The sequence below is a fragment of the Novosphingobium sp. Sphag1I genome, from assembly GCF_056279125.1.
Map to the genome: position 1 here is coordinate 111,829 of NZ_JBWBQS010000011.1, position 22,107 is coordinate 133,935.

A 22,107-nucleotide genomic window follows, 5' to 3' on the forward strand; every position below is an offset into this window, starting at 1 on the left:
GGCGCGATTATGATTCAACGCCTATAAGGTTTCGGTCGGAATCAAGTCCGGCCCGTGATTCAAGAATCGACCATGCAGGCAACGCTTCCTTTGGCACCGCGCAACTCAATGCCCTCTCTGGTCATGGCCGGGGCTGTGGCCCTGCTTGCCTTGCCCAGCGCGGTTCTGGCCTTTTCGACGCGGTTTGACACGGTGATCGAAAACGCCAGTGCAGATTCCAATCAGGGCGATTTTTCCCCCAGCGAAATGGACCCCAGAGCCGCCCGCGCCATGGCTGCGCGGCAACAGGCGCAATTCATGCGCGGCAAGGAGGAGCTGTTCCATTTCACCCCCGCCGGATTGGCGGCAAGGCCGGACCGGTCGGTGACGGTGGCGGTGCGGGTTGATGCGGAAACCGCGCGGGCAATTGTCGTGCGCGGCCCATCCATCAATGCGCCGCGCATCCAGAACCCCGGCCCGAACCAGCGCGTGGCGCCCAATGCCTATAATCTGGGCCTGTCGCGCGGGTATCAGGGTTTTTCGACGCTGACCTCGACCTATTCGCTGCCGGGCAATGACCGGACCAAGCATGACCTGCCCGATCTATCCGCCTTTCCACGGATCGAAACGAGCGGCGATTCGCGGCTGGCGCCGCATATTCAACTGGTCGATCGTGAACGCGCAGGCCGCGCGCCGCGCACGCTGGAAAGCAATGGCGAACAGACGGTTGACGTTGGCGGGTCCTATCGCGTTACGCGCAATTTCGACGTGACGGCGGGCGTGCGCTATTCTCAGGACCGCGACAGGTTGAAACCAACCAGTGACGCCAAATCGGACAGTCAGGCGGTTTTTGTCGGGACTCAATTTCGGTTCTGACGGGTTTGGTCAAAAGCTGAACTGTAATTTGACAGACAATTGCCGCATTATAATGGTATTTACGGAGCAATATTGCATGTGTGCCATACATTGCTGCAATTGCGTAAACCGATAATTAACTTCGCAATCGCAGCATTTTTCGTAACTTCCCTCCACAATAGCGCCAAATTACGCAATTTTTACGCTCACGGGCCGCGCAACTTACTTGCCTCTGTCGCATTGCGCCGATAGCACTCTGCATACCGACATCTTTTGGAGGAATTGCATGACGCGGGTGGCAATCGTTACAGGTGGTACGCGGGGCATTGGCGAGGCGATCAGCCTCGCACTGAAGGATCTGGGATACACGGTTGCCGCAAATTACGCGGGCAATGAAGAAAAGGCCAAGGCCTTTACCGAAGCCACCGGCATCGCGGCCTATAAGTGGGACGTGGGCGATCACGAAGCAACGCTGGCCGGCGTGGCGCAGGTCGAGGCCGATCTGGGCCCGGTCGATGTCGTGGTCAACAATGCCGGCATCACGCGCGACGGCGTGCTGCACCGCATGACCTTCGACAACTGGAACGAAGTGATCCGCGTCAACCTTGGCGGCTGCTTCAATATGGCCAAGGCCACGTTCCCCGGCATGCGCGAACGCGGTTGGGGCCGCATCGTCAACATCGGCTCGATCAACGGTCAGGCCGGTCAGTATGGCCAGGTCAACTATGCCGCCGCCAAATCGGGCATCCATGGCTTTACCAAGGCTCTGGCCCAGGAAGGCGCCAAGTTCGGCGTGACCGTCAATGCCATCGCGCCGGGCTATATCGACACCGAAATGGTGGCCGCCGTTCCTGCCCCCGTGCTGGAAAAGATCGTCGCCAAGATCCCGGTGGGCCGCCTTGGCCATGCCGAGGAAATCGCGCGCGGCGTGGCCTTCCTCTGCTCCGAAGAGGCCGGTTTCGTCACCGGTTCGACGCTGAGCATCAATGGCGGTCAGCACATGTATTGATCGATCTCGATCATACTGATGGCAAAAGGGCGTGGGTCGAAAGGCTCGCGCTTTTTTGTTTGGGAAAAAGGGAAAGGGAAGGATGCGAGGGTTATTACCCTCGCGCTCCCTTTACTGTCTTCGTTGCGTCATGGGTTCGGCACTTTGTGTCGGACGCGACGTTGACAATTGAAAGCCTGCGGCGCGGATAGGGCGAGTTCATTGCGCCGCAGGCTTTAAATTGCATCAAACTACCCCGCCATCCATGCGCCCCCCCTTAACGGGATTGCAAAGGGCCCCCGCCCTTTGCCCGCCGGAGGCCCCTATCCCTAACCCCTCATCTCCCGTAAAACCGTCAGCATGCCCATCCCCTATCACCCCCCTGTCAAACGCTCGGTCGAAATCGCCGGACACAAGACGTCGATCAGCCTTGAGCCGCTGTTCTGGGACATGCTGCGCGATGCCGCGGCGAAGGAAGGGGTTTCGGTCAACGCATTGGTGGCGCGAATCGATGCGGACCGGATTGCCTGCGACACACCTCCGGGGCTGGCGGGAGCGGTCAGAATATGGCTGGTCTGTCAACCATTCGTCGCAGTTGATACACGCTCCGGCTTAGAGTAAATCCCCCTAATTGGCCGTCAATGACGTTTCGAAAGCATCCGCTTTTCGAAACTTCGGTGTGGGCCGTCATTGGAGGGGGAAATTTCCATGCGTAAAATCGGAAACATGTCGGGCCTTGGACTTGGCCTCATCGCCCTTGCCCTTTGCGCCCAGCCCGGCCTGTCGGCCACGGTCAAGAAAAAGAGCACCAAGCCCAAGGCCGTCGCTGCGGCCAAGCCCGCGCCTGTGCCAAGTCCCGCGCCTGTCATGCAAAAGACCAAGGTTTGCGACCATACCGGCGCCACAACCGGCGCCGTGGCCGGAGCCGCCGTCGGGGCCGTTTTGGGCAACAAGGTCGTCGACAACGGCATTCTGGGCACGGCGGGCGGCGCGGTGGCCGGGGCCTTCGCCGGACAGGCGCTGGAACGCACCATCACCGCCAAGCAGCGCTGCCGCGAAGTGGAGACGCCGGTCCGTCCATGATCGGCTTCATTCAACACGATGGAACACTTGGTCGCAAAAGTTGTTCATCTTGAGTTGAACTGCGTTGGTGCTTGATAGGCGCCACGCTGATCAAAACAGGAGATTCCATATGCGAAACTATTTGAAGCTGATCGCCATGTCGTCGGCTCTGGCCGTCGTGGCCGCGCCCATTGCGGCCGAAGCGCGCCCTGCCAAGCGCGTGGTCAAGGTATGCCGCAAGTCGAGCGGTACGGCCGGCCTGATCGCGGGCGGCGCGGGCGGCGCTTTGCTGGGCCATGCGGCGCTGGGCGGGCCGGTGGGCATGGTCGCGGGCGCGGTGGGCGGCGCCTTTGCGGGTCGCGCCATTGACCGCACGATCACGGCCAAGAAGCGCTGCCGCTATGTCGAGGCGCGTCGCTAATCAACGAACCTGACCCGGCGGCGAATCCAGCCGCCGGGTCATGGCCCGATCAAGGGCGTCAGTCGCTGCCGACGCGCTCAATATCCGCGCCCAGCAGCGCGAATTTTTCTTCCAACCGCTCATAACCGCGATCGAGGTGATAGAGGCGGTGGACCGTCGTCTCCCCCTCTGCCGCCAGCCCGGCAATCACCAGGCTCATCGATGCGCGAAGGTCGGTGGCCATCACTTCGGCCCCGGTCAGCTTGGGCACGCCATGAACAATGGCCACGCGGCCCTTGGTTTCGATCCGCGCGCCCATGCGGGTCAGTTCCGGCACGTGCATATAACGGTTTTCAAAGATCGTTTCGGTCAACACGCTGGTGCCCTCGGCGCGGGTCAGCATGGCCATCAACTGGGCCTGCATATCCGTGGCAAAGCCGGGATAGGGTGCAGTTTCAACCGTAACGGGCCGAATTGGACCATTGGCCGCAACGAAAATGCTGTCCTTGCGCGGTTCGACAAACACGCCCGCTTCACGCAAAGCCGCAAGAGTCGCGTCCATTTCGTCCGCGCGCGCCCCCAGCAATTCGACCTCGCCACCCGTGATCGCGGCGGCGCAGGCATAGGAACCGGCCTCGATACGATCGGGCATGACCTGATAGGTCGCGCCATGCAGACGCTTGACCCCGTGGATGGTCAATTCCGATGTGCCAATGCCCTCGATCTGGGCGCCCATGGCCACCAGCAGGTTGCACAGATCGACGATTTCCGGTTCGCGCGCGGCATTGTGCAAACGGCACGTGCCATTGGCCATACTGGCCGCCATCAGCGCGTTTTCGGTGGCCCCGACCGACACCACCGGGAAAGCATAGCGCCCACCGGGCAGGCCGCCATCGGGCGCAACCGCGCGGACATAACCGGACGTCAATTCAATCGTCGCGCCGAATGCTTCAAGCGCCTTGAGATGGAGGTCGATGGGACGGTTGCCGATGGCACAGCCGCCTGGCAGCGAGACGGTCGCTTCGCCCGCGCGCGCCAGCAACGGCCCCAGCACCAGAATCGAGGCGCGCATCTTGCGCACCAGTTCATACGGCGCCGTCGTGCTGGTCAGGCGCGTGGCCTGAAGGGTCATAACTCGACCAAAATCCTCTGGCCTTGTCCCGGCGATGGACGTAGAAACGCCGAATTGATTGAGCAAATGTTGAAATCCATCCACGTCGGCCAGACGCGGAAGGTTGCGCAACGTAAGGGGTTCCTCGGTCAGCAGCGCGCAGGGCAGCAAGGTGAGGGCCGAATTTTTGGCTCCCGACACCGGAATGCTTCCGGAAAGTCGCTTGCCACCGCGAATGATGATCTTGTCCATCGCTTCCGTTTAGGGGGCATTTTCGCGCTCGGCAATGGGCGGATTATGAAAGGCTGGCCGAGAAATATTAACCAAGTTGTAGAACTTGCAATTTAGGTAGATTTACGTCTAGCTCTTGTGAGCAGTCGGGAATGGAAGCGAGGTATGATGACTAATTCGCAAGAAATTAAGCCCGTCCGCAAGGCGGTATTTCCCGTAGCAGGCCTTGGCACGCGCTTTCTGCCTGCGACAAAGGCTATGCCCAAAGAAATGCTGACCATTGTTGACCGCCCGCTTATTCAATATGCCGTTGATGAAGCGCGCGAGGCCGGCATCGAGCAGCTTATTTTCATTACCGGCCGCGGCAAGACGGCAATCGTTGAACATTTCGACACGGCCTATGAACTCGAAGCGACGATGACCGCGCGCGGCAAATCGCTCGACGTGCTGGACGACACACGGATCAAGCCGGGCAATCTGGTCACCGTGCGCCAACAGGTGCCGATGGGCCTTGGCCATGCGGTGTGGTGCGCGCGCGAAATCGTGGGCGATGAACCTTTCGCCATCATCCTTCCCGACGAACTGATGGTCGGTAAAAAGGGCTGTCTCAAGCAGATGGTCGAAGCCTATAACCAGACCGGCGGCAATCTGATCTCGGTGCTCGAAGTGCCGCGTGAGGAAGTGTCGTCCTATGGCGTGATCGCGCCGGGCAAGGCCGAGGGTAATCTGACCGAAGTGACGGGCCTGGTGGAAAAGCCCAAGGTCGAGGCAGCGCCGTCGAACCTGATCATTTCGGGCCGCTACATCCTTCAGCCCGAAGTGATGAAGGTTCTGGAAACGCAGGACAAGGGCGCGGGCGGTGAAATTCAGTTGACCGACGCCATGGCCCAGATGATCGGCCAGCAGCCGTTCCACGCCGTGACCTTCGAAGGCAAGCGCTATGACTGCGGCTCGAAGGTCGGCTTCGTCGAGGCGACGCTGGCCCTGTCGCTGGCGCGCGAAGATATGGGCGCCGAAGTGCGCGAAATGGCGCGCAAGCTGCTGGGCGAACCGGTTCTGGCCTGATCGACCCGATTTCATAACAACGGCGCGTGGGGAGCGATCCTCACGCGCCTTTTGTTTTGCCCGCCCATATTCAAGACAAAGAGAAAGGCGCGAAGAGCCGGGCCCTTCGCGCCTTTTCCCTGCGTTAAAGCGGTATCAGGCCGCTTCTTTATCCACCCACTCGGGATAGAAGGCCGGTTCACGCGTGGACCAGCCCGGCGCGGTGGCCGCGGCCTCGCTGATCGATTGCAGCAACTTCTTGCGACGCTCGGGCCGGATCTGGGGCAGAGCCGCCGCCGCACAGAAGGCCGAAGGCAACCAGGGCCGCACATCCGCGCCCAACAGGCGTTCGTAAAGGAAACGGTACGAGGAAAAGCCCGTCAACTTTTCCTGCGCCAGATCGAAAGCGGTCAGGCGCACCAGCTTGCCCAGAAAGCTTTCCAGCGCGTCAAGGCAATCCTCGCTGGGCTTTTCCCCGCGCAGAGCCTTTAACTCCTGATAGATGACATATTGGCTGCGGATGCTGGCATTTTCCGCCGCATCACGCGCCCACAGCTTGAAAGCGTCCTGACGCCCCAACCCAACATCGAGGCTGCGCTTGATATAACGCTGTTCGCAAGACGTAAAACCGGCGAATTCGCGCAGTTCGGCGATTGCAAGCGTGGCAGTTCCTGTCTGTGCCATCTTCGTGATCCCTCGGCCCGGATGATTCCCGGCCTCGGTCACAAATTGCCTTCAAGGTCTTGAAAACCCGTTAACCATCTTAAAGAAAGTCATAGGGGACGCCCTTTAGCGTCCCCGTCCGATTTGTTTAGATGATGCCAAATCCGATCAGATCATCCCGGCCAGCGGGCTGGACGGATCGGCATATTTGCGCGTGGCCATACGGCCCGAAAGATAGGCATCGCGCCCCGCCTGAACCGCCAGTTTCATCGCGCGGGCCATGCGGATCGGGTCCTTGGCTTCGGCAATGGCGGTGTTCATCAATACACCGTCCACGCCCAGTTCCATGGCCACCGCCGCATCCGAGGCCGTACCCACGCCCGCATCGACCAGAACCGGCACCTTGGCGCCTTCCACGATCAGGCGGATCGTCACCTTGTTCTGAATGCCAAGGCCCGAACCGATCGGCGCGCCCAGCGGCATCACGGCCACGGCGCCCGCTTCTTCCAACTGCTTGGCCGCAATCGGATCATCGACGCAATAAACCATCGGCAGGAAGCCTTCCTTGGCCAGCACCTCGGTCGCGCGCAGGGTTTCGCGCATGTCGGGATAAAGCGTGCGCGCCTCGCCCAGCACTTCGAGCTTGACCAGATCCCAACCGCCCGCCTCACGCGCAAGGCGCAACGTGCGGATCGCGTCCTCGGCGGTAAAGCAGCCGGCGGTGTTGGGCAGATAGGTGATCTTTTTCGGATCAATGAAATCGGTCAGCATCGGCGCCTTGGGGTCCGACACATTGACGCGGCGCACGGCCACCGTCACGATTTCCGCGCCCGACGCCTCCAGCGCGGCGGCATTTTGGGCGAAATCCTTATACTTGCCGGTGCCGACGATCAGGCGCGAACGGAAAGTGCGACCCGCAACGGTCCATGTGTCATCTGCGTTCACGTCACCACCCCCTACAAAATGCACGATCTCCAGCACATCGCCATCGGCCAATGCCACATCGGCCAGCGTGCTGCGCGGCACGATGATCGCATTGCGCTCCACCGCGACTTTCGCCGGATTAAGGCCGATGTCGGCCACAAGGTCGGCCACGCTGGCGCCATGGGCAATCCGGCGCGGTTCGCCATTCACAGTCAGGGAGATCGTTTCGCTCATGCTTGGCGCTATTGGCGCGTCATGCAGCGTGGCGCAAGTTCCGGATGTGGGCAATCGCGAGAAGAATGACGCCCGGGACCGTCAGCGCGATCTCTGGCAAGCCATGCGGGACCACAAGCCCCGCCGCCATCAGCACCAGCCCGGCGCAGCCCAGCACCAAAGGTTCACGCCGCCCATGCCGCGCCAGACCAAAGCCCAGCCCCAGCGCGCCAATGGCAATGGCCGCCATCAGCCCGATTTCATGCACATGCGGATCCAGCAGCACGCCGCCGCCCACGCCCATCAATCCCACCAGCACCACGCCCGACACGCAATGCACAAGGCAAAGCGCCGAAAGCGCAACGCCGAGTCGATCGAGTTTGGCGCGAATCAAGGCAAGTGCGGGGGTGAACATAAGCGCTCCGATATGTGATAATGTATCATGTGGCAAGAGGTTACATTTTTTCAACCCCGATCCCGGCCCTTCCGTGGAATTAAACTTGCGATATGATTGCATTCATTGGATCAAGGCGATGTCGGATCTCTCCCCTTAAGAGGCTGGACCAAGAACACAGGACATGAAGATGGGTTTCTCTTCCAGCGCCCGCCCGTTGCAGATCGCACGTTGGCTGTGGGTTGTGGCCGCCATGGTGGTGGGCATTGTCGTGGTGGGGGGCATCACGCGCCTGACCGAATCGGGCGTGTCGATCACCGAATGGAAACCCGTCAGCGGCGCCCTGCCCCCCCTGACCCAGGCCGCGTGGGAGGCCGAATTCGCCAAATATCGCGCCACGCCGCAATATATTCTGATTAACGGCCCCGCAGGCATGACCTTGGCCACATACAAGGCCATCTTTTTCTGGGAATGGGTCCACCGCTTGCTGGCCCGCACGATCGGACTGGTCTTTGCGTTGCCGTTCATCATCTTTTGGGTCCGGCGACAGATTCCGGCTGGCTATCACCTGCGCCTGTTCGCGCTGCTGGCGCTGGGCGCTTTGCAGGGGGCCGTGGGATGGTGGATGGTCAAATCGGGCATCGCCCATGATGTAAAGGTCAGCCATCTGCGGCTGGCCACGCATCTGGGGGTGGCGCTCTTTACGCTGGCAGGTCTGGCATGGACCGCGCTGGATCTTCAAGCCCTGGCGCGGGGGCAGAAGCGCAGTCGCATGACACCGCTGGGCCTGATGGCCGGGGGTGTGCTGGCGCTGCAATTGATCTGGGGCGCGTTCACGGCGGGGTTGCGCGCGGGGCATGTCACCGATGAATGGCCTTTGATGAACGGCCATATCTGGCCCGGCCCGACCCAAATGGGGCAAAGTTTTATTCAGACCGTCACCGGCGATCCGGCCATTGTCCATTTCATCCACCGCTGGTGGGCATGGGTGGTGGTGGGCGTGCTGATCGTGCTGGCCCGCGCGCTTAAACAGCGGGGGCTGCGTGAACCCTCGATCGCCATTCATTCGGCCTTTGGCACGCAAATCCTGCTGGGCATCGCCACGGTGATGAGCGGGGTGTCGATCCCGCTGGCCGTGGCGCATCAATTGGTGGGGGCGCTGCTGCTGCTGGCCACGGTCTGGGGCATGCATGCTTTGGGCAGCGAACGCTGGTCATGAACGATCTGCCCGCGCCCATGTTGATCTGGTGCCCGTTTCCCGATGTGGAAAGCGCGCAAAAGGCGGCAAGAGTGCTGGTCGAGGAATCTCTGGCGGCTTGCGCCAATATTATGCCCGTGATGCAATCCATCTATTCGTGGCAAGATGAAATTCATGAGGCACAAGAAGTCGGCGTTTTGTTCAAGAGCAATGTTCAAGCTCATTCCAGATGTATGACGCGCCTCCTTGCGCTGCATCCTTATAGTGAACCGGCAATTTTGGCGTGGGAATGTCCCGCCTCTTTGCCGCAAACCATTGGGTGGCTCGCCAAACTGGTGGGATAAAAAATGGGTAAGAAGATCGAATACGATGCGCTGCTCCACGCATTGAAGGGGCCTGCGCTGATGACGGGGGCAATCGCGGTATCTTTCAGCCCCGCCGCCTCGGCCCAAAGCTCGTGCAAAGGCGAATTTCATGCGCCCGCCGACCCGATGGTCCTGTCGCGCCAGGTCCACCGTTCGCTGGCCGACGGCAAGGAATTGGTGGTCACGCGCCATTATCGCGTCAATTTCAGGCCCAATACAAAAGGCTATCTGATCGAAGGGGAATGGCTGTCGACCGATGTTGATGCCCCGCCACGTCTTGCCAATCTGGCCGCTTTAGAAAAAGCCAGGGCGACTACCAGTATTTTTCCGATCCAACTGGATCATGCCGGCATGATCATGTCTCGCGAAAATCACCGATCGCCCGCGCTGAACGAAAGTGAAGCCCAAGCCGCCAGACAGTTGATCGACGGAGCCGCCTTAAAACCGGACGCCCAACACCAGGCCATCGAATTTCTGGACCAAGTGGCCAAACAAACCGGCCCGGTAATCAGCCATTGGCCCGCCTCGCTATTCCGACCGGGGCCTTTCAATTCCGAGATTCAGCGTGAACTCCCGCCAACGAACAGCGAAAGCGGAATGGCCATCATCAGCATTTCCGCCCAATCCACCAAGCCGTGCAGCCTGATGAAGAAGTTGGAGCGCAAGGTTAAGACCGTGATCGGCGGCCAGATGCGCGAAACACGCGAAATCTGGACGCTGGACCCGGCGAAAGACTGACTACGCAACGTCACGGTATTATTTTACCGCCCCAGAAAGCCGCAGAATGCTTGACTCTTGGGGCCGTTTGCAACATTAGGCCCGCCACACCCCCCGCCGCGACCGCGTGGCGGGGTCGTCATTTATACGGGAACCAAAGCCATGAAGGCTCTCACCAAGGTCACCCGGTCGGTCAAGCCGGCTGAGGTGGAAAAGAAGTGGCATCTGATCGATGCCGAAGGTCTGGTGGTCGGCCGTCTTGCCGTCATCATCGCCAACATCCTGCGCGGCAAGCACAAGCCCACCTTCACGCCCCACGTTGACACCGGCGACCATGTCGTCGTCATCAACGCCGACAAGGTGCGTCTGACCGGCAACAAGCTGAAGAACAAGGTGTACTACAAGCACACCGGTTACGCCGGCGGCATCAAGGCCGTGACGGCGGCCAAGGTTCTGGAAGGTCGTTTTCCGGAACGCGTGATCGAAAAGGCTGTGGAACGCATGATTCCGCGCGGCCCGCTCGGCCGTCAGCAGTTGCGCGCCCTGCACCTCTATGCTGGTGCTGAGCACCCGCATGCCGGCACCCAGCCTCAGCCGCTGGACGTCGCCGCCCTCAACCGCAAGAACAAGGTTGGTGCGTAATGTCTGAAGAATTCTCCGCTCTGGCCGAAATCGGCACCGCCGCTCCGGCTGCTGCTGCCCCCGCCGCCCCGCTGCGCGCTCGCGAAGTCGACGCACAGGGCCGTTCGTATGCCACCGGCCGTCGTAAGGACGCCGTGGCCCGCGTGTGGATCAAGCCCGGCACCGGCAAGATCACCGTCAACGGTCGCGATCAGGAAACCTACTTCGCTCGCCCGACCCTGCGCCTCGTGATCAACCAGCCCTTCGGCGTGGCTGATCGTTCGGGTCAGTATGACGTTGTCTGCACCGTCAAGGGTGGTGGCCTTTCGGGTCAGGCCGGCGCTGTAAAGCACGGTATCGCCCAGGCTCTGGCCAAGTTCGAGCCCGCCCTGCGCGGCGCCGTCAAGGCCGCTGGCTTCCTGACCCGCGACCCGCGCGTCGTTGAACGTAAGAAGTACGGTCGCGCCAAGGCTCGTCGTAGCTTCCAGTTCTCGAAGCGTTAATCGCTTTCAGGCTGTTGGCCCTTTGGGGCCGAACAAAGGGGCGGTCCGGCGACGGGCCGCCTTTTTTGTGGCCGCCAAGATTACGCCAGGCGCGCGGCCCGTTCGGCCAGACGCGCGATCAGATCGGCATGGATGGCGGGCGCCGAAACGGCCACGCCAAAGACGCGGGGATCGGGCTTGTTGTAATTGAGCTTGCCGCCCAAGGCGTCGCTGATTGCCGCCCCCGCCTCACGCGCGATCAGGGCCGCGGCGGCCAGATCCCATTCGTAGCCCCAGCGCAAAGTCGCCACCAGATCGGCCTGATCGGCCGCCACCATGGCAATGCGCAGGGCGATGGAATTGGGCTGCTCCACCATCTCCATATCCGCATCTTCGGCGGGCAGGGCGCGGGTCGGCACGCGGGCACCGGCCAGAACATCCCGGCGCGATGCAACCAATTTCTCTCCGTTGCGAAAGGCGCCATGGCCGGCCTCGGCCTGCCAATATTCGTCCCGCGCGGGCGCGTGCAGCACCGATATCAAGGGGCGATGGTTGCTGACCAAGGCCACGGAAATGGCCCAACCCGTGCGTCCGCGAATGAAATCGCGCGTCCCATCAATGGGATCAACCAGCCAGACAAGTTCTCCGGCCCGCTGATTCGGCGCATCTATCGTTTCCTCAGACAGCCATCCGGCGCAAGGCAGGAGACGGGTTAACTCGCCGCGAAGAAAGGCATCGACCGCCAAATCGGCCGCCGATACCGGCGTTCCGTCCATTTTCCCAAAAACTTCCAACGCTTTATTATCGACCGGCCATTGCGACATGGCGATCTCTCCGGCGCGGCGAATGATGGCCTCAAGGCGGGCACGGTCGAGCATGGTCAACGCGCCCTTTGGGAAAATTTGCAATTAAGAATGATTAGCACATCTTTCCCTTCCCATCGCCCGAAACCTGTGCTTAGCCCGCCGCCAACCAAAGGGCCATTAGGCTTGCAATAGCGAGAAGCACCGATGAACGTCCATGAGTATCAGGCCAAGGAACTGCTGGCCAAGTTCGGCGTCGCCATTCCTGCGGGCTATGCGGCCCTGACCGTTGAAGAAGCCGTCGCCGGCGCCAAGCAGCTCCCCGGGCCGCTCTATGTCGTCAAGTCGCAGATCCACGCCGGTGGCCGCGGCAAAGGCAAGTTCAAGGAACTGCCCGCTGATGCCAAGGGCGGTGTGCGTCTGGCCTTCAACCTTGACGAAGTCGAATCGCACGCCAAGGAAATGCTGGGCAACACGCTGGTGACCGTGCAGACCGGCGAAGCGGGCAAGCAGGTCAACCGCCTGTATGTCACCGACGGCGTCGACATCGCCAAGGAATACTACCTCTCGCTGCTGGTTGACCGCGCTACCGGCCGCGTCGCCTTCATCGTGTCGACCGAAGGCGGCATGGACATCGAAGCCGTTGCCCATGACACCCCGGAAAAAATCACCACGGTCACCGTCGACCCGGCCACCGGTTTCCAGCCGCACCACGGCCGCACCATCGCTTTCGCGCTCAAGCTCAAGGGCGACACCAACAAGCAGGCTCAGGTTCTGGCCAAGCAGTTGTATGACGCATTCCTCGCGCTCGACTGCTCGATGCTCGAAATCAACCCGCTGGTCGAAGACGTGAACGGCAACCTGCTGGTTCTCGACACCAAGATGAGCTTCGATTCGAACGCGCTGTTCCGTCACCCCGACGTGTTCGCCCTGCGCGACGAAACCGAAGAAGATCCGGCCGAAATCGAAGCTTCGAAGTATGACCTGGCCTACATCAAGCTCGATGGCAACATCGGCTGCATGGTGAACGGCGCTGGCCTGGCCATGGCCACCATGGACATCATCAAGCTGAACGGCGCGTTCCCCGCCAACTTCCTCGACGTGGGCGGCGGCGCCACCACCGAAAAGGTGACGGCGGCGTTCAAGATCATTCTGTCGGACCCGGCTGTCGAAGGCATTCTGGTCAACATCTTTGGCGGCATCATGAAGTGCGACGTCATTGCCGCCGGCATCATTGCGGCTGCCAAGGACGTGAACCTGTCGGTTCCGCTGGTGGTTCGCCTCGAAGGCACCAACGTTGAACTGGGCAAGGACCTGCTCAACAATTCGGGCCTGCCCATCGTGGCGGCCAACGATCTGGGCGACGCTGCCAAGAAGATCGTGGCGGAAGTCAACAAGGCCAAATAAGCCTTGGGCGAAAGCCTTTGAGCAAAGACCCCGTGGCGCCCCGCGCGCCACGGGGTCTTTCTCGTTTTGGGGGCCGAACGCAAGGGTGTTGCCGCAAAGAAAGCTTTGGCGCAGCGATGCTTTGTTAAACATTGCATGGCAGCGTGCCACCATGAATGCCCGAGTCCGCGCCCTGGTTTCCATGCATTTGAGGCAGAGCCTGCTGCTTTGTCTGCTCTATTTCGCCACGGCGCTGGTCGCTCTCCAGATGACGCGCTTCAACGGCGGGGTGGCCATTGTTTGGCCCGCGGGCGCCGTCCTGTTTGCCGCGTTGGCCATCATGCCGCGCCGGCGATGGAAAGTGGCGTTGCTCTTCTGCTTTCCAGCGGGCGCTTTGGCGATTGCGCTGCGCGGGTTTGGCGGAATTTACACAATACCCCTGACGCTGGCGGGCCTGTTCGAAGCATGGCTGGCGGCCAGCCTGATGCGCCGGTTTGCGCCGCGTTTTACCCGTTTCGAATCGATCCGCGATGTGGGGATCTTCCTTCTGGTTGCGGGGATTATCGCACCTGCGGCCTCGGCGTTTATCGGGGCGTGGTCGGGCCACGCGGCCACCGGCATTGATTTTGGCCGGGCATGGGGCAATTGGTTCGGCGCCCATGCGCTCAGCCTCGTTACCTTTGCACCGCCGATCTTTCTCATCCTGCGCAGGCGCTGGCTCGACACGTCCAAGTTCAGCCGTCAACGTCTGCTCGAATGGCTCGGCCTGCTGGGCGCGGTCGCATTGGCCACGCTGATCACTTTTGGGCAAAGCAAGGTGCCTTTGGTCATCGTGCCATTGGTGCCGATGGTGGCGGCCACTTTCCGGCTGGGACGGCTGGGGGCGGTTGCCTCGCTGTTGATCCTGATTTGCGGCGGAATGGGCGGGACCATGGCGGGCTATGGGCCGACCGTGCTGTTGCCGGTGGACATGGCCACCAAATTGCTGGTGCTGCAAATCTATTTCGCCTGCGTCGTGCTGATCCTCCTGCCCGTGGCGGCCGAACTTGAGGCGCGGCGGCGGTTGTTGCAGACCCTGCGCGATGCCGAGGCGCTGCACCGGCTGGTGGTGGAACGCACCGGCGACATCATCATGCGGGTCAATATTGACGGCACATTGCGCTCTATTTCCGATTCCGCCGTTCGGCTTTGGGGTTATCAACCGCATGAGATCATTGGCCGCTCGGTCTATGATCTGTTGCATCCCGATGACGAACAGGCCGTGTTCGACGCGCGATTTCAGGCCCTGTCCGATCCGCAATCCAATGTCGCGGTCGAATGTCGGCTGATGTCAAAGGAGGGATTGCCGGTCTGGGTTGAAAGCCATCTTTGCGCGACACTGGACAGACAGGGCGTGCCCAATGGCACTGTTTCCTTTATCCGCGACAATTCGGTGCGCCACCGGATGATGGAAAATCTGGCGCGTGAAGCCAATACCGATCCTTTGACCGGGCTTGGCAATCGGCGCGCCTTTGACAAAGCCCTGGCTCGCGATGCGACGGGGGGCGGGAAAAGCTGTCTGGCGCTGTTCGATCTGGATCATTTCAAACGGATCAACGATGTGCACGGTCATGCCACGGGCGACCGCATCCTGACGCTGTTTGCCGCGGTGCTGCGCGGCACGGTGCGCGCGGGCGATGTGGTGGCGCGCCTTGGCGGCGAGGAATTTGCCGTTCTGCTGCGCGATGTGGACATCGATCAGGCCGAGGTGATTTGCGAACGCGTACGCCAAAGATTGGCCGACAGCGAGGGGCGGTCAACCGTGGGCGAAATCGTGCGCGCCACGGTCAGCGTCGGCCTGACGCCCTTGACCGAAGGGTTGCCGATTGATGAGGCTTTTCGTTTGGCCGATGCCGCGCTCTACCGGGCCAAGCATAATGGCCGCAATCAGCTCTCCATCGCCGCCTGATTGCCCATGCGCCGGTCATAGGCCTGCTGTGCCTGTGCCACGGCGCCCATCCGCGTTTCGGCCCAATCGATCAGCATTTGCAGCGCCGACAGCAATTCCCGCCCCAAGGGCGCAATCGCATAGGTCACGCTGACCGGCACGGTGGGTTCGACATGGCGCGTGACCAATCCGTCGCGTTCCAGATTGCGCAAGGTCTGGGCAAGCATCTTTTGCGAAATGCCATCGACACGCCTTTTCAGCGCGCTGAACCGCAATTCCCCCTCGCCCAGCATGCCGAGCAGGAGGATGCTCCATTTGTCACCCACCCGGTCGAGCAACTGGCGCGTCGGACAATTACGGGCAAACACATCGCCCCGCCGCGGATCGCCATCCCGCAAATCATCCAGGGTGGTTACGTCGGGGTAAGCAGGTGAAAGAAAAGTGCTCTCTTGCATGATGCGTTTCCATAGCACACTTGGTTACCAACAGAAACCCATCAAGCAGGAGCGTTGAAATGAAAGTTGCAGTGTTGGGCGCCAGCGGCCGCGCCGGATCGGAAATCACCAAGGAATTGAGCGCTCGCGGCCATCAGGTTGTGGCCGTGGCCCGCAAGCCCGAAGCCATTCCCGCCGCCGATGGCGTGACCGCGGTTGCGGGCGATGCGTCGAACCCCGCCGCGCTGGCCGACGTGATCAAGGGCGTGGATGCGGTGATCAGCGCGCTGCATTTCGACGTGTCGGCTGACACTTTGCTTTCCGCGCTGCGCCAGGCGGGCGTGGGGCGTTTGCTGGTGACGGGCGGCGCGGCCAGCCTCAAGCTGCCCACCGGCGAGCGTTTGATCGACGGGCCGGATTTCCCCGAAGCGTGGAAGGGCGCGGCCATGGGCGGCATCACCTTCCTTGAAGACCTGCGCGCCGTGACCGACATTGACTGGACCTTCTTCTCGCCCGCCGCCTTTATTTTCGAAGGGCCGCGCCTTGGCACCTATCGCGGCGGCAAGGATGATCTGGTCGTGGATGATACGGGCGAGAGCAAGATCAGCTTTGCCGACTATGCCATCGCCATGGTCGATGAGCTGGAGGCCCATAAGTACCCGCGTGCGCGTTTTACCGCCGCCTATTAATCCAAAATGCGATAGGGGATGAAGCCGCGCTGGTTGGTGGTGATGTCGATGGCTTTGTCATTGGGCGGATAGGCGCGTTGATGACAATCGTGGCGCGAACAAATGCGGCAGGAAATGCCGATCCGCGCCACCGCCTCCTCGCATTCCAGATTGAGCGTATCGGCATAGATGAACTCGCTGGCCAGCGTGACTTCACACCCCAGCACCACCGCATAGCGGCGCGGCGGGCGGAAATAGGCGTCCGAGGGTTTGACCAGCCCCTTGGCAAGAAAGACAAAGCGCCGCCCCTCGGGCATCTCGGCCACTTGCAGATGGATGCGGTCGGGGATGGCGACCGCCTCATGGGCGATCCACAGCGGACAGGCCCCGCCGAAGCGGGCGAATTGCAACCCGTTGGCCGCGTGGCGCTTGGTGATATTGCCCGCCATGTCGATGCGGCAAAAGGCGATCGGCACGCCGCGCTGGTGCGGGCGTTGCAGGTTGGACAGGCGGTGGCAGGTCTGTTCGAAACTGGTGCCGAAGATCTGGCGCAAACCGTCGATGTCATGGCGCAGCCGCCGCGCCGCATCGCGAAACGGGCGATAGGGCATCAGCAAAGCCCCCGCCGCATAGTTAGTAAGGCCCACCGAGAGCAGATTCTGCGCGGTCTGGGTACGCATCCCCGCTTTTGCCACCGTCTCGGCAATTTCATGCGCCAGAGCGATGGCGCATAGCTGATAGGCCAGTTGAAAGCGCAGGCTTTCATGGGGTTGGCCGACATCCAGCGTCAGTTCGCGGCGCGCCTCGTCATAATGGCGGATCGGCGCGCCGGGCAGGTGGCGCAGGGTTATCCCCTGACGATCAAACCATGCGGTCAATTGGGCAGTGTCGGGCGTGGGCAAATGGCGCGAGAGGGCGCCCGCCATGGCCTCGGCGCTGGAATCGATCAAATGGACGTAATTGTCGGCCAGATGGAACCAGTCGCGCACCTCCTCCCACGGCAGGCGACCGCCCGAAACGCTGTCGGCGCCCAGCGCCTCGTCCATCGCGGCCAGACGCGCGGAATCGCGTTTGTGCAGACGGTAAAGGTGGGCGAATTGTTCGGCAAATTGCGGGAATTGATCGGCCACGCGCTCAATCTGATCGGCGGGCAGGTCACGCAGCAAGGGATCGGCGGAGGCCTCCAGCAATTCGGTGACGACCGGCTCGACCGGGGTTTCGGCCATATCGGCCCAATCCACCGGGAACAATTCACGCACCCTTTCGGCCAGCGCCAAAGTCATGGGCCGCGTGTCATTTTCCAATTGCGAGAGATAGGGCGTGCTGATCCCCAGCCTCTGCGCCAGCGCGCCCTGTTTCAGCCCGTGATCCTCACGCAGGGCCTTGAGGAAACGCCCCGCATAGAGCCGCCTTTTCATGCCGTCCTCTCGCTAATTTTTGCAAATTCTATCTTTGCAAATTTGCAACATTACTGTGGACGGGTCAAGCGCAATGCCCCATCGCGAACCCAAGTGGTTTTGTGAGAGGTTAACCGATGAGCGCGAATGTGGCGGAGATGGAGCGGCGGCGGGCGGCGGCCCGGATGGGCGGCGGCCAAAAGCGGATCGATGCCCAGCATGCCAAGGGCAAGCTGACCGCGCGCGAACGGCTCAAGGTTCTGCTCGACGAAGGCAGCTTTGAAGAAGTCGACATGTATGTCGAACATAATTGCGTCGATTTCGGCATGCCCGACAACACCATCCCCGGCGATGGCGTGGTCACGGGGTCCGGCACGATCAATGGCCGCCTTGTTTTCGTGTTTTCACAGGATTTCACCGTGTTTGGCGGGGCTGTTTCCGAACGCCACGCAATGAAGATCTGCAAGATCATGGACATGGCCATGAAGGTCGGCGCCCCGGTCATCGGTTTGAACGACAGCGGCGGCGCGCGTATTCAGGAAGGCGTGGCCAGCCTTGGCGGCTATGCCGAGATTTTCCAGCGCAATGTGCTGGCCAGCGGGGTGGTGCCTCAGCTCAGCCTCATCATGGGGCCTTGCGCGGGCGGCGCGGTGTATAGCCCCGCCATGACCGACTTCATCTTCATGGTGAAGGACAGTTCGTACATGTTCGTCACCGGCCCCGATGTGGTCAAGACTGTGACGAATGAGGTCGTCACGCAGGAAGAACTGGGCGGCGCGATCACGCATAGCACCAAGACCAGCGTGGCCGATCTGGCGCTGGAAAATGACATCGAAGCGCTGTTGACGGCGCGCGAATTCTTCGACTTCCTGCCGCTGTCGAACAAGGAAGAAGCGCCCGAACGCCCCAATTCGGACCCGTGGGACCGCATCGAGGACAGCCTGGACACGGTAATCCCGGCCAGCGCGACCCAGCCTTATGATATGAAGGAAGTGATCCGCAAGACGCTGGACGAGGGCGATTTCTTTGAAATCCAGCCGGGCCATGCGGGCAATATCCTGTGCGGCTTTGGCCGGATCGAGGGCAAGACCGTCGGCGTCGTCGCCAATCAGCCTCTGGTGCTGGCGGGCGTGCTGGACATCAATTCGTCGAAGAAGGCGGCGCGTTTCGTGCGTTTTTGCGATGCCTTTAATATCCCGATCCTGACCTTTGTCGACGTTCCCGGCTTCCTGCCCGGCACGAGCCAAGAGCATAACGGCATCATCAAGCATGGCGCCAAGCTGCTGTTTGCCTATGCCGAGGCGACCGTGCCCAAGATCACCATCATCACCCGCAAGGCCTATGGCGGCGCCTATGACGTGATGGCCTCCAAGCATTTGCGCGGCGATTTGAACTATGCCTGGCCCACGGCGGAAATCGCGGTGATGGGGGCCAAGGGCGCGGTGGAAATCATCTTCCGTGGCTTGCCCGCCGAGGCGCAGGCCGAAAAGGTCAAGGAATATGAAGACCGCTTTGCCAACCCGTTTGTCGCGGCGTCCAAGGGTTTCATCGACGAGGTGATCCACCCGCATTCGACCCGCCGCCGGATCGCGCTGGGCCTGCGCAAATTGCGCAACAAGGCGTTGGAGAACCCGTGGAAGAAGCACGACAACATTCCGCTCTAAGCGGGGAGGATGCCATGAAACTCGGACGTCTCAATCACGTCGGCGTGGCCGTGCCTTCGATGGCCGATGCCATTGCCTATTACCGCGATGTGATGGGGGCCAGCCTCATCACCGCGCCTTTCGACATGCCCGAACAGGGCGTGAAGGTGGCCTTTGTCAACACGCCCGGCGAGAGCGGCACGGCGGGCACGCAGATCGAGTTGATCGAACCGCTTGGCCCCGAAAGCCCCATCGCCGGTTTCATCGCCAAGAACCCCGCAGGCGGCCAGCACCACCTCTGCTATGAGGTCGAGGATATCGAGGCTGCCCGCGAATGGTTCACTGCATTGGGCAAGCGCATCCTTGGCCCCACGCGGATCGGCGCGCATGGCACGCCCATCTTCTTCCTGCACCCCAAGGATATGCTGGGGCAGCTCACCGAAATCATGGAGACGCCCCGTGGCCAACATTGATAACTGGCAGGCGCTGGCCGCCAAAGAGGTCAAGGGCAAGGACCTGAACTGGCAGACGCCCGAGGGGATCACGGTCAAGCCGCTCTATACGGCGGAAGACGTGAGCGTTGATCCCGGCCTGCCCGGCTTTGCGCCCTTTACGCGCGGCGTGCGCGCGTCGATGTATGCGGGGCGGCCCTGGACCATCCGCCAATATGCGGGCTTTTCCACCGCCGAGGAATCGAACGCCTTCTATCGCCGCAATCTGGCGGCGGGGCAAAAGGGCCTCTCGGTCGCTTTCGACCTTGCCACCCATCGCGGCTATGACAGCGATCACCCCCGCGTGGTGGGCGATGTCGGCAAGGCGGGCGTGGCCATCGACAGCGTCGAGGACATGAAAATCCTGTTCGACGGCATCCCCTTGGGCGAAATGTCGGTGTCGATGACGATGAACGGGGCGGTGATCCCGATCCTGGCCTTCTTCATCGTCGCGGGCGAGGAACAGGGCGTTCCCACCGAAAAGCTGGACGGGACCATTCAGAATGACATTCTGAAGGAGTTCATGGTCCGCAACACCTATATCTATCCGCCCGAACCCAGCATGCGGATCATTTCGGACATCTTTGGCTATACATCCGCCAATATGCCGAAATTCAACAGCATTTCGATCTCCGGCTATCACATGCAGGAGGCCGGGGCGACGCAGGTGCAGGAACTGGCCTTCACCATCGCGGACGGGATCGAATATGTGAAATATGGCGTGGCCAGCGGCCTCGACATCGACAAATTCGCCGGGCGCCTGTCGTTCTTTTTCGCCATCGGCATGAATTTCTTCATGGAAGTGGCCAAGCTGCGCGCCGCGCGCGTCTTGTGGCACCGGGCGATGACGAAACTGGGCGCGAAGGACGAACGCAGCAAGATGCTGCGCACCCATTGCCAGACCAGCGGTGTGTCCTTGCAGGAGCAAGACCCCTATAACAACGTCATCCGCACCACGATCGAGGCGATGGCCGCGATGCTGGGCGGCACGCAATCGCTCCACACCAATGCGCTTGACGAAGCCATCGCCCTGCCCACCGATTTTTCCGCCCGCATCGCGCGCAACACGCAGATCGTGATTCAGGAAGAAACGGGCATGTGCAATGTGGTCGATCCGCTGGGCGGGTCGTATTACATTGAATCGCTGACCCAGCAGTTGGTCGACGCCGCGCAGGCGATCATTGATCGCGTGGAAGGCGAGGGCGGCATGGCCAAGGCGGTTTCCGCCGGTTGGCCCAAGGCGATGATCGAGGAAGCCGCCGCCGCCCGTCAGGCCCGTGTTGACCGGGGCGAGGATGTCATCGTCGGCGTCAACAAATATCGCCTCGCCACCGAGGATCGGATCGAAACGCTCGACATTGACAACCATGTCGTGCGCGAGGCCCAGATCGCCCGGATCAAGGCGGTGAAGGCCGCCCGCGACGAGGCCGCCTGTCAGGCCGCCCTGCGCGCCATTACGCAGGGCGCGCGCGAAGGCGGCAACCTGCTGGCGCTGGCCGTCGAGGCCGCCCGCCACCGCGCCACGCTGGGCGAAATCAGCAGCGCGATGGAGGAGGTCTTTGGCCGCCACGGCACTGTGCCCACCCCGGTCAAGGGCGTCTATGGCGCGGCCTATGCGGGCGATGACCGCTATCAACAGATCCTCGATGGCGTCGAGGCCGTTTCCCGCCGTCTGGAGCGCAAGCCCCGCATGCTGGTGGCCAAGATGGGGCAGGATGGGCACGATCGCGGGGCCAATGTCATCGCCAGCGCCTTTACCGACATGGGCTTTGACGTGACCAGCGGCCCGCTGTTTCAGACGCCGGAGGAAGCCTGCGCGCTGGCGCTGGAAAAGGGCGTCGATGCGGTGGGGGCCTCCAGCCTTGCTGCGGGCCACAAGACGCTGATCCCGCAACTCATCAACCTGCTGCGCGAGGCGGGTCGGCCCGACATCAAGGTCGTGGCGGGCGGCGTCATCCCGCCGCAGGACTATGAATTCCTGCGTGAGGCGGGGGTGCAGGGCATCTATGGCCCGGGGTCCAACGTGCTCGATTGCGCGGCCGATATGCTGCGCCTGCTGGGTCATAATATGCCGCCGCTGGGCAGCGAACTGGAAGAGGCAAAGTAAAGCC

At 61.6% G+C, this 22,107-nt stretch carries 24 protein-coding genes; 17 read left to right on the top strand and 7 right to left on the bottom strand.

Features of this window, described 5'->3' with window-relative positions:
* The first annotated feature begins 72 nt into the window (after positions 1–72).
* The 5 genes from ACZ9HU_RS14150 to ACZ9HU_RS14170 all read left to right on the top strand — a co-directional run bounded on the left by ACZ9HU_RS14150 (position 73) and on the right by ACZ9HU_RS14170 (position 3,305).
* Positions 73–855 (top strand): hypothetical protein, encoded by a 783-nt coding sequence (locus ACZ9HU_RS14150; RefSeq protein ID WP_476105871.1) that lies wholly within the window; start codon positions 73–75, stop codon positions 853–855.
* Positions 856–1,120: 265 nt separating this feature from the next.
* Positions 1,121–1,843: an acetoacetyl-CoA reductase gene (phbB, locus tag ACZ9HU_RS14155; protein WP_476105872.1), complete on the top strand. Its 723-nt coding sequence runs from the start codon at positions 1,121–1,123 to the stop codon at positions 1,841–1,843.
* A gap of 339 nt (positions 1,844–2,182) precedes the next feature.
* On the top strand, positions 2,183–2,443 hold the full coding sequence (locus ACZ9HU_RS14160; protein WP_476105873.1) for a ribbon-helix-helix domain-containing protein: 261 nt from the start codon (positions 2,183–2,185) through the stop codon (positions 2,441–2,443).
* Between the two features lie 87 nt (positions 2,444–2,530).
* On the top strand, positions 2,531–2,905 hold the full coding sequence (locus ACZ9HU_RS14165; protein WP_476105874.1) for a glycine zipper 2TM domain-containing protein: 375 nt from the start codon (positions 2,531–2,533) through the stop codon (positions 2,903–2,905).
* A 109-nt stretch (positions 2,906–3,014) separates the two neighbouring features.
* Positions 3,015–3,305: a hypothetical protein gene (locus ACZ9HU_RS14170; protein WP_476105875.1), complete on the top strand. Its 291-nt coding sequence runs from the start codon at positions 3,015–3,017 to the stop codon at positions 3,303–3,305.
* 58 nt (positions 3,306–3,363) lie between these two features.
* On the opposite strand, the gene murA is transcribed toward ACZ9HU_RS14170, so the two are convergent.
* On the bottom strand, positions 3,364–4,647 hold the full coding sequence (gene murA, locus ACZ9HU_RS14175) for a UDP-N-acetylglucosamine 1-carboxyvinyltransferase (RefSeq protein WP_476105876.1): 1,284 nt from the start codon (positions 4,645–4,647) through the stop codon (positions 3,364–3,366).
* A 147-nt stretch (positions 4,648–4,794) separates the two neighbouring features.
* On the opposite strand from murA, the gene galU reads away from it, so the two are divergent.
* Positions 4,795–5,691 carry a UTP--glucose-1-phosphate uridylyltransferase GalU gene (gene galU, locus ACZ9HU_RS14180; protein ID WP_476105955.1) on the top strand — a complete coding sequence of 299 codons (897 nt, stop codon included), beginning with the start codon at positions 4,795–4,797 and terminating at the stop codon, positions 5,689–5,691.
* Between the two features lie 135 nt (positions 5,692–5,826).
* Here galU and ACZ9HU_RS14185 read toward each other — a convergent pair whose 3' ends face one another.
* The 3 genes from ACZ9HU_RS14185 to ACZ9HU_RS14195 form a co-directional block, all read right to left on the bottom strand.
* Entirely contained in the window at positions 5,827–6,354 is a 528-nt protein-coding gene (locus ACZ9HU_RS14185; protein ID WP_476105877.1) for a hypothetical protein, read from the bottom strand.
* 147 nt (positions 6,355–6,501) lie between these two features.
* Entirely contained in the window at positions 6,502–7,491 is a 990-nt protein-coding gene (thiS, locus tag ACZ9HU_RS14190) for a sulfur carrier protein ThiS (protein WP_476105878.1), read from the bottom strand.
* Positions 7,492–7,510: 19 nt separating this feature from the next.
* Positions 7,511–7,885: a MerC domain-containing protein gene (locus tag ACZ9HU_RS14195; protein WP_476105879.1), complete on the bottom strand. Its 375-nt coding sequence runs from the start codon at positions 7,883–7,885 to the stop codon at positions 7,511–7,513.
* 169 nt (positions 7,886–8,054) lie between these two features.
* Between ACZ9HU_RS14195 and ACZ9HU_RS14200 the strand changes: the two genes are divergently transcribed.
* The 5 genes from ACZ9HU_RS14200 to rpsI all read left to right on the top strand — a co-directional run bounded on the left by ACZ9HU_RS14200 (position 8,055) and on the right by rpsI (position 11,268).
* Entirely contained in the window at positions 8,055–9,083 is a 1,029-nt protein-coding gene (locus ACZ9HU_RS14200; RefSeq protein WP_476105880.1) for a COX15/CtaA family protein, read from the top strand.
* Positions 9,080–9,406 carry a divalent-cation tolerance protein CutA gene (gene cutA, locus ACZ9HU_RS14205; RefSeq protein ID WP_476105881.1) on the top strand — a complete coding sequence of 109 codons (327 nt, stop codon included), beginning with the start codon at positions 9,080–9,082 and terminating at the stop codon, positions 9,404–9,406. Before ACZ9HU_RS14200 ends, cutA begins: the two co-directional genes overlap by 4 nt.
* Positions 9,407–9,553: 147 nt before the next feature.
* The gene (locus ACZ9HU_RS14210) at positions 9,554–10,165 is read left to right on the top strand and encodes a hypothetical protein (RefSeq protein WP_476105882.1); all 612 of its coding nucleotides are present in this window, start codon (positions 9,554–9,556) and stop codon (positions 10,163–10,165) included.
* A gap of 141 nt (positions 10,166–10,306) precedes the next feature.
* Positions 10,307–10,786, top strand: coding sequence for a 50S ribosomal protein L13 (gene rplM / locus ACZ9HU_RS14215; protein ID WP_476105883.1), 480 nt, complete (start codon positions 10,307–10,309; stop codon positions 10,784–10,786).
* On the top strand, positions 10,786–11,268 hold the full coding sequence (gene rpsI / locus ACZ9HU_RS14220; protein ID WP_476105884.1) for a 30S ribosomal protein S9: 483 nt from the start codon (positions 10,786–10,788) through the stop codon (positions 11,266–11,268). The genes rplM and rpsI overlap by 1 nt, the downstream gene beginning before the upstream one ends.
* 80 nt (positions 11,269–11,348) lie before the next feature.
* Here rpsI and ACZ9HU_RS14225 read toward each other — a convergent pair whose 3' ends face one another.
* Entirely contained in the window at positions 11,349–12,125 is a 777-nt protein-coding gene (locus ACZ9HU_RS14225; RefSeq protein ID WP_476105885.1) for a 3'(2'),5'-bisphosphate nucleotidase CysQ, read from the bottom strand.
* A gap of 132 nt (positions 12,126–12,257) precedes the next feature.
* Here ACZ9HU_RS14225 and sucC point away from each other — a divergent pair, with 132 nt between their 5' ends.
* Together sucC and ACZ9HU_RS14235 are read left to right on the top strand one after the other, a co-directional pair.
* Positions 12,258–13,457, top strand: coding sequence for an ADP-forming succinate--CoA ligase subunit beta (sucC, locus tag ACZ9HU_RS14230; RefSeq protein ID WP_476105886.1), 1,200 nt, complete (start codon positions 12,258–12,260; stop codon positions 13,455–13,457).
* A 151-nt stretch (positions 13,458–13,608) separates the two neighbouring features.
* Positions 13,609–15,384: a sensor domain-containing diguanylate cyclase gene (locus ACZ9HU_RS14235; RefSeq protein ID WP_476105887.1), complete on the top strand. Its 1,776-nt coding sequence runs from the start codon at positions 13,609–13,611 to the stop codon at positions 15,382–15,384.
* On the opposite strand, the gene ACZ9HU_RS14240 is transcribed toward ACZ9HU_RS14235, so the two are convergent.
* Positions 15,363–15,818, bottom strand: coding sequence for a winged helix-turn-helix transcriptional regulator (locus ACZ9HU_RS14240; protein WP_476105888.1), 456 nt, complete (start codon positions 15,816–15,818; stop codon positions 15,363–15,365). The two genes, ACZ9HU_RS14235 and ACZ9HU_RS14240, sit on opposite strands and share 22 nt — an antisense overlap.
* Before the next feature lie 59 nt (positions 15,819–15,877).
* Between ACZ9HU_RS14240 and ACZ9HU_RS14245 the strand changes: the two genes are divergently transcribed.
* Positions 15,878–16,486, top strand: a complete 609-nt coding sequence (locus ACZ9HU_RS14245; protein ID WP_476105889.1) for an NAD(P)-dependent oxidoreductase — start codon at positions 15,878–15,880, stop codon at positions 16,484–16,486.
* On the opposite strand, the gene ACZ9HU_RS14250 is transcribed toward ACZ9HU_RS14245, so the two are convergent.
* Positions 16,483–17,883 carry a helix-turn-helix domain-containing protein gene (locus ACZ9HU_RS14250; protein ID WP_476105890.1) on the bottom strand — a complete coding sequence of 467 codons (1,401 nt, stop codon included), beginning with the start codon at positions 17,881–17,883 and terminating at the stop codon, positions 16,483–16,485. The two genes, ACZ9HU_RS14245 and ACZ9HU_RS14250, sit on opposite strands and share 4 nt — an antisense overlap.
* A gap of 116 nt (positions 17,884–17,999) precedes the next feature.
* Between ACZ9HU_RS14250 and ACZ9HU_RS14255 the strand changes: the two genes are divergently transcribed.
* Genes ACZ9HU_RS14255 through scpA form a run of 3 tightly spaced genes read left to right on the top strand, consistent with a single transcriptional unit; the run spans position 18,000 to position 22,103 of the window.
* Positions 18,000–19,526 carry an acyl-CoA carboxylase subunit beta gene (locus ACZ9HU_RS14255; protein WP_476105891.1) on the top strand — a complete coding sequence of 509 codons (1,527 nt, stop codon included), beginning with the start codon at positions 18,000–18,002 and terminating at the stop codon, positions 19,524–19,526.
* 14 nt (positions 19,527–19,540) lie between these two features.
* On the top strand, positions 19,541–19,978 hold the full coding sequence (gene mce / locus ACZ9HU_RS14260; RefSeq protein WP_476105892.1) for a methylmalonyl-CoA epimerase: 438 nt from the start codon (positions 19,541–19,543) through the stop codon (positions 19,976–19,978).
* Positions 19,965–22,103, top strand: a complete 2,139-nt coding sequence (gene scpA, locus ACZ9HU_RS14265) for a methylmalonyl-CoA mutase (RefSeq protein WP_476105893.1) — start codon at positions 19,965–19,967, stop codon at positions 22,101–22,103. The genes mce and scpA overlap by 14 nt, the downstream gene beginning before the upstream one ends.
* The last annotated feature ends 4 nt before the right edge of the window (positions 22,104–22,107 follow it).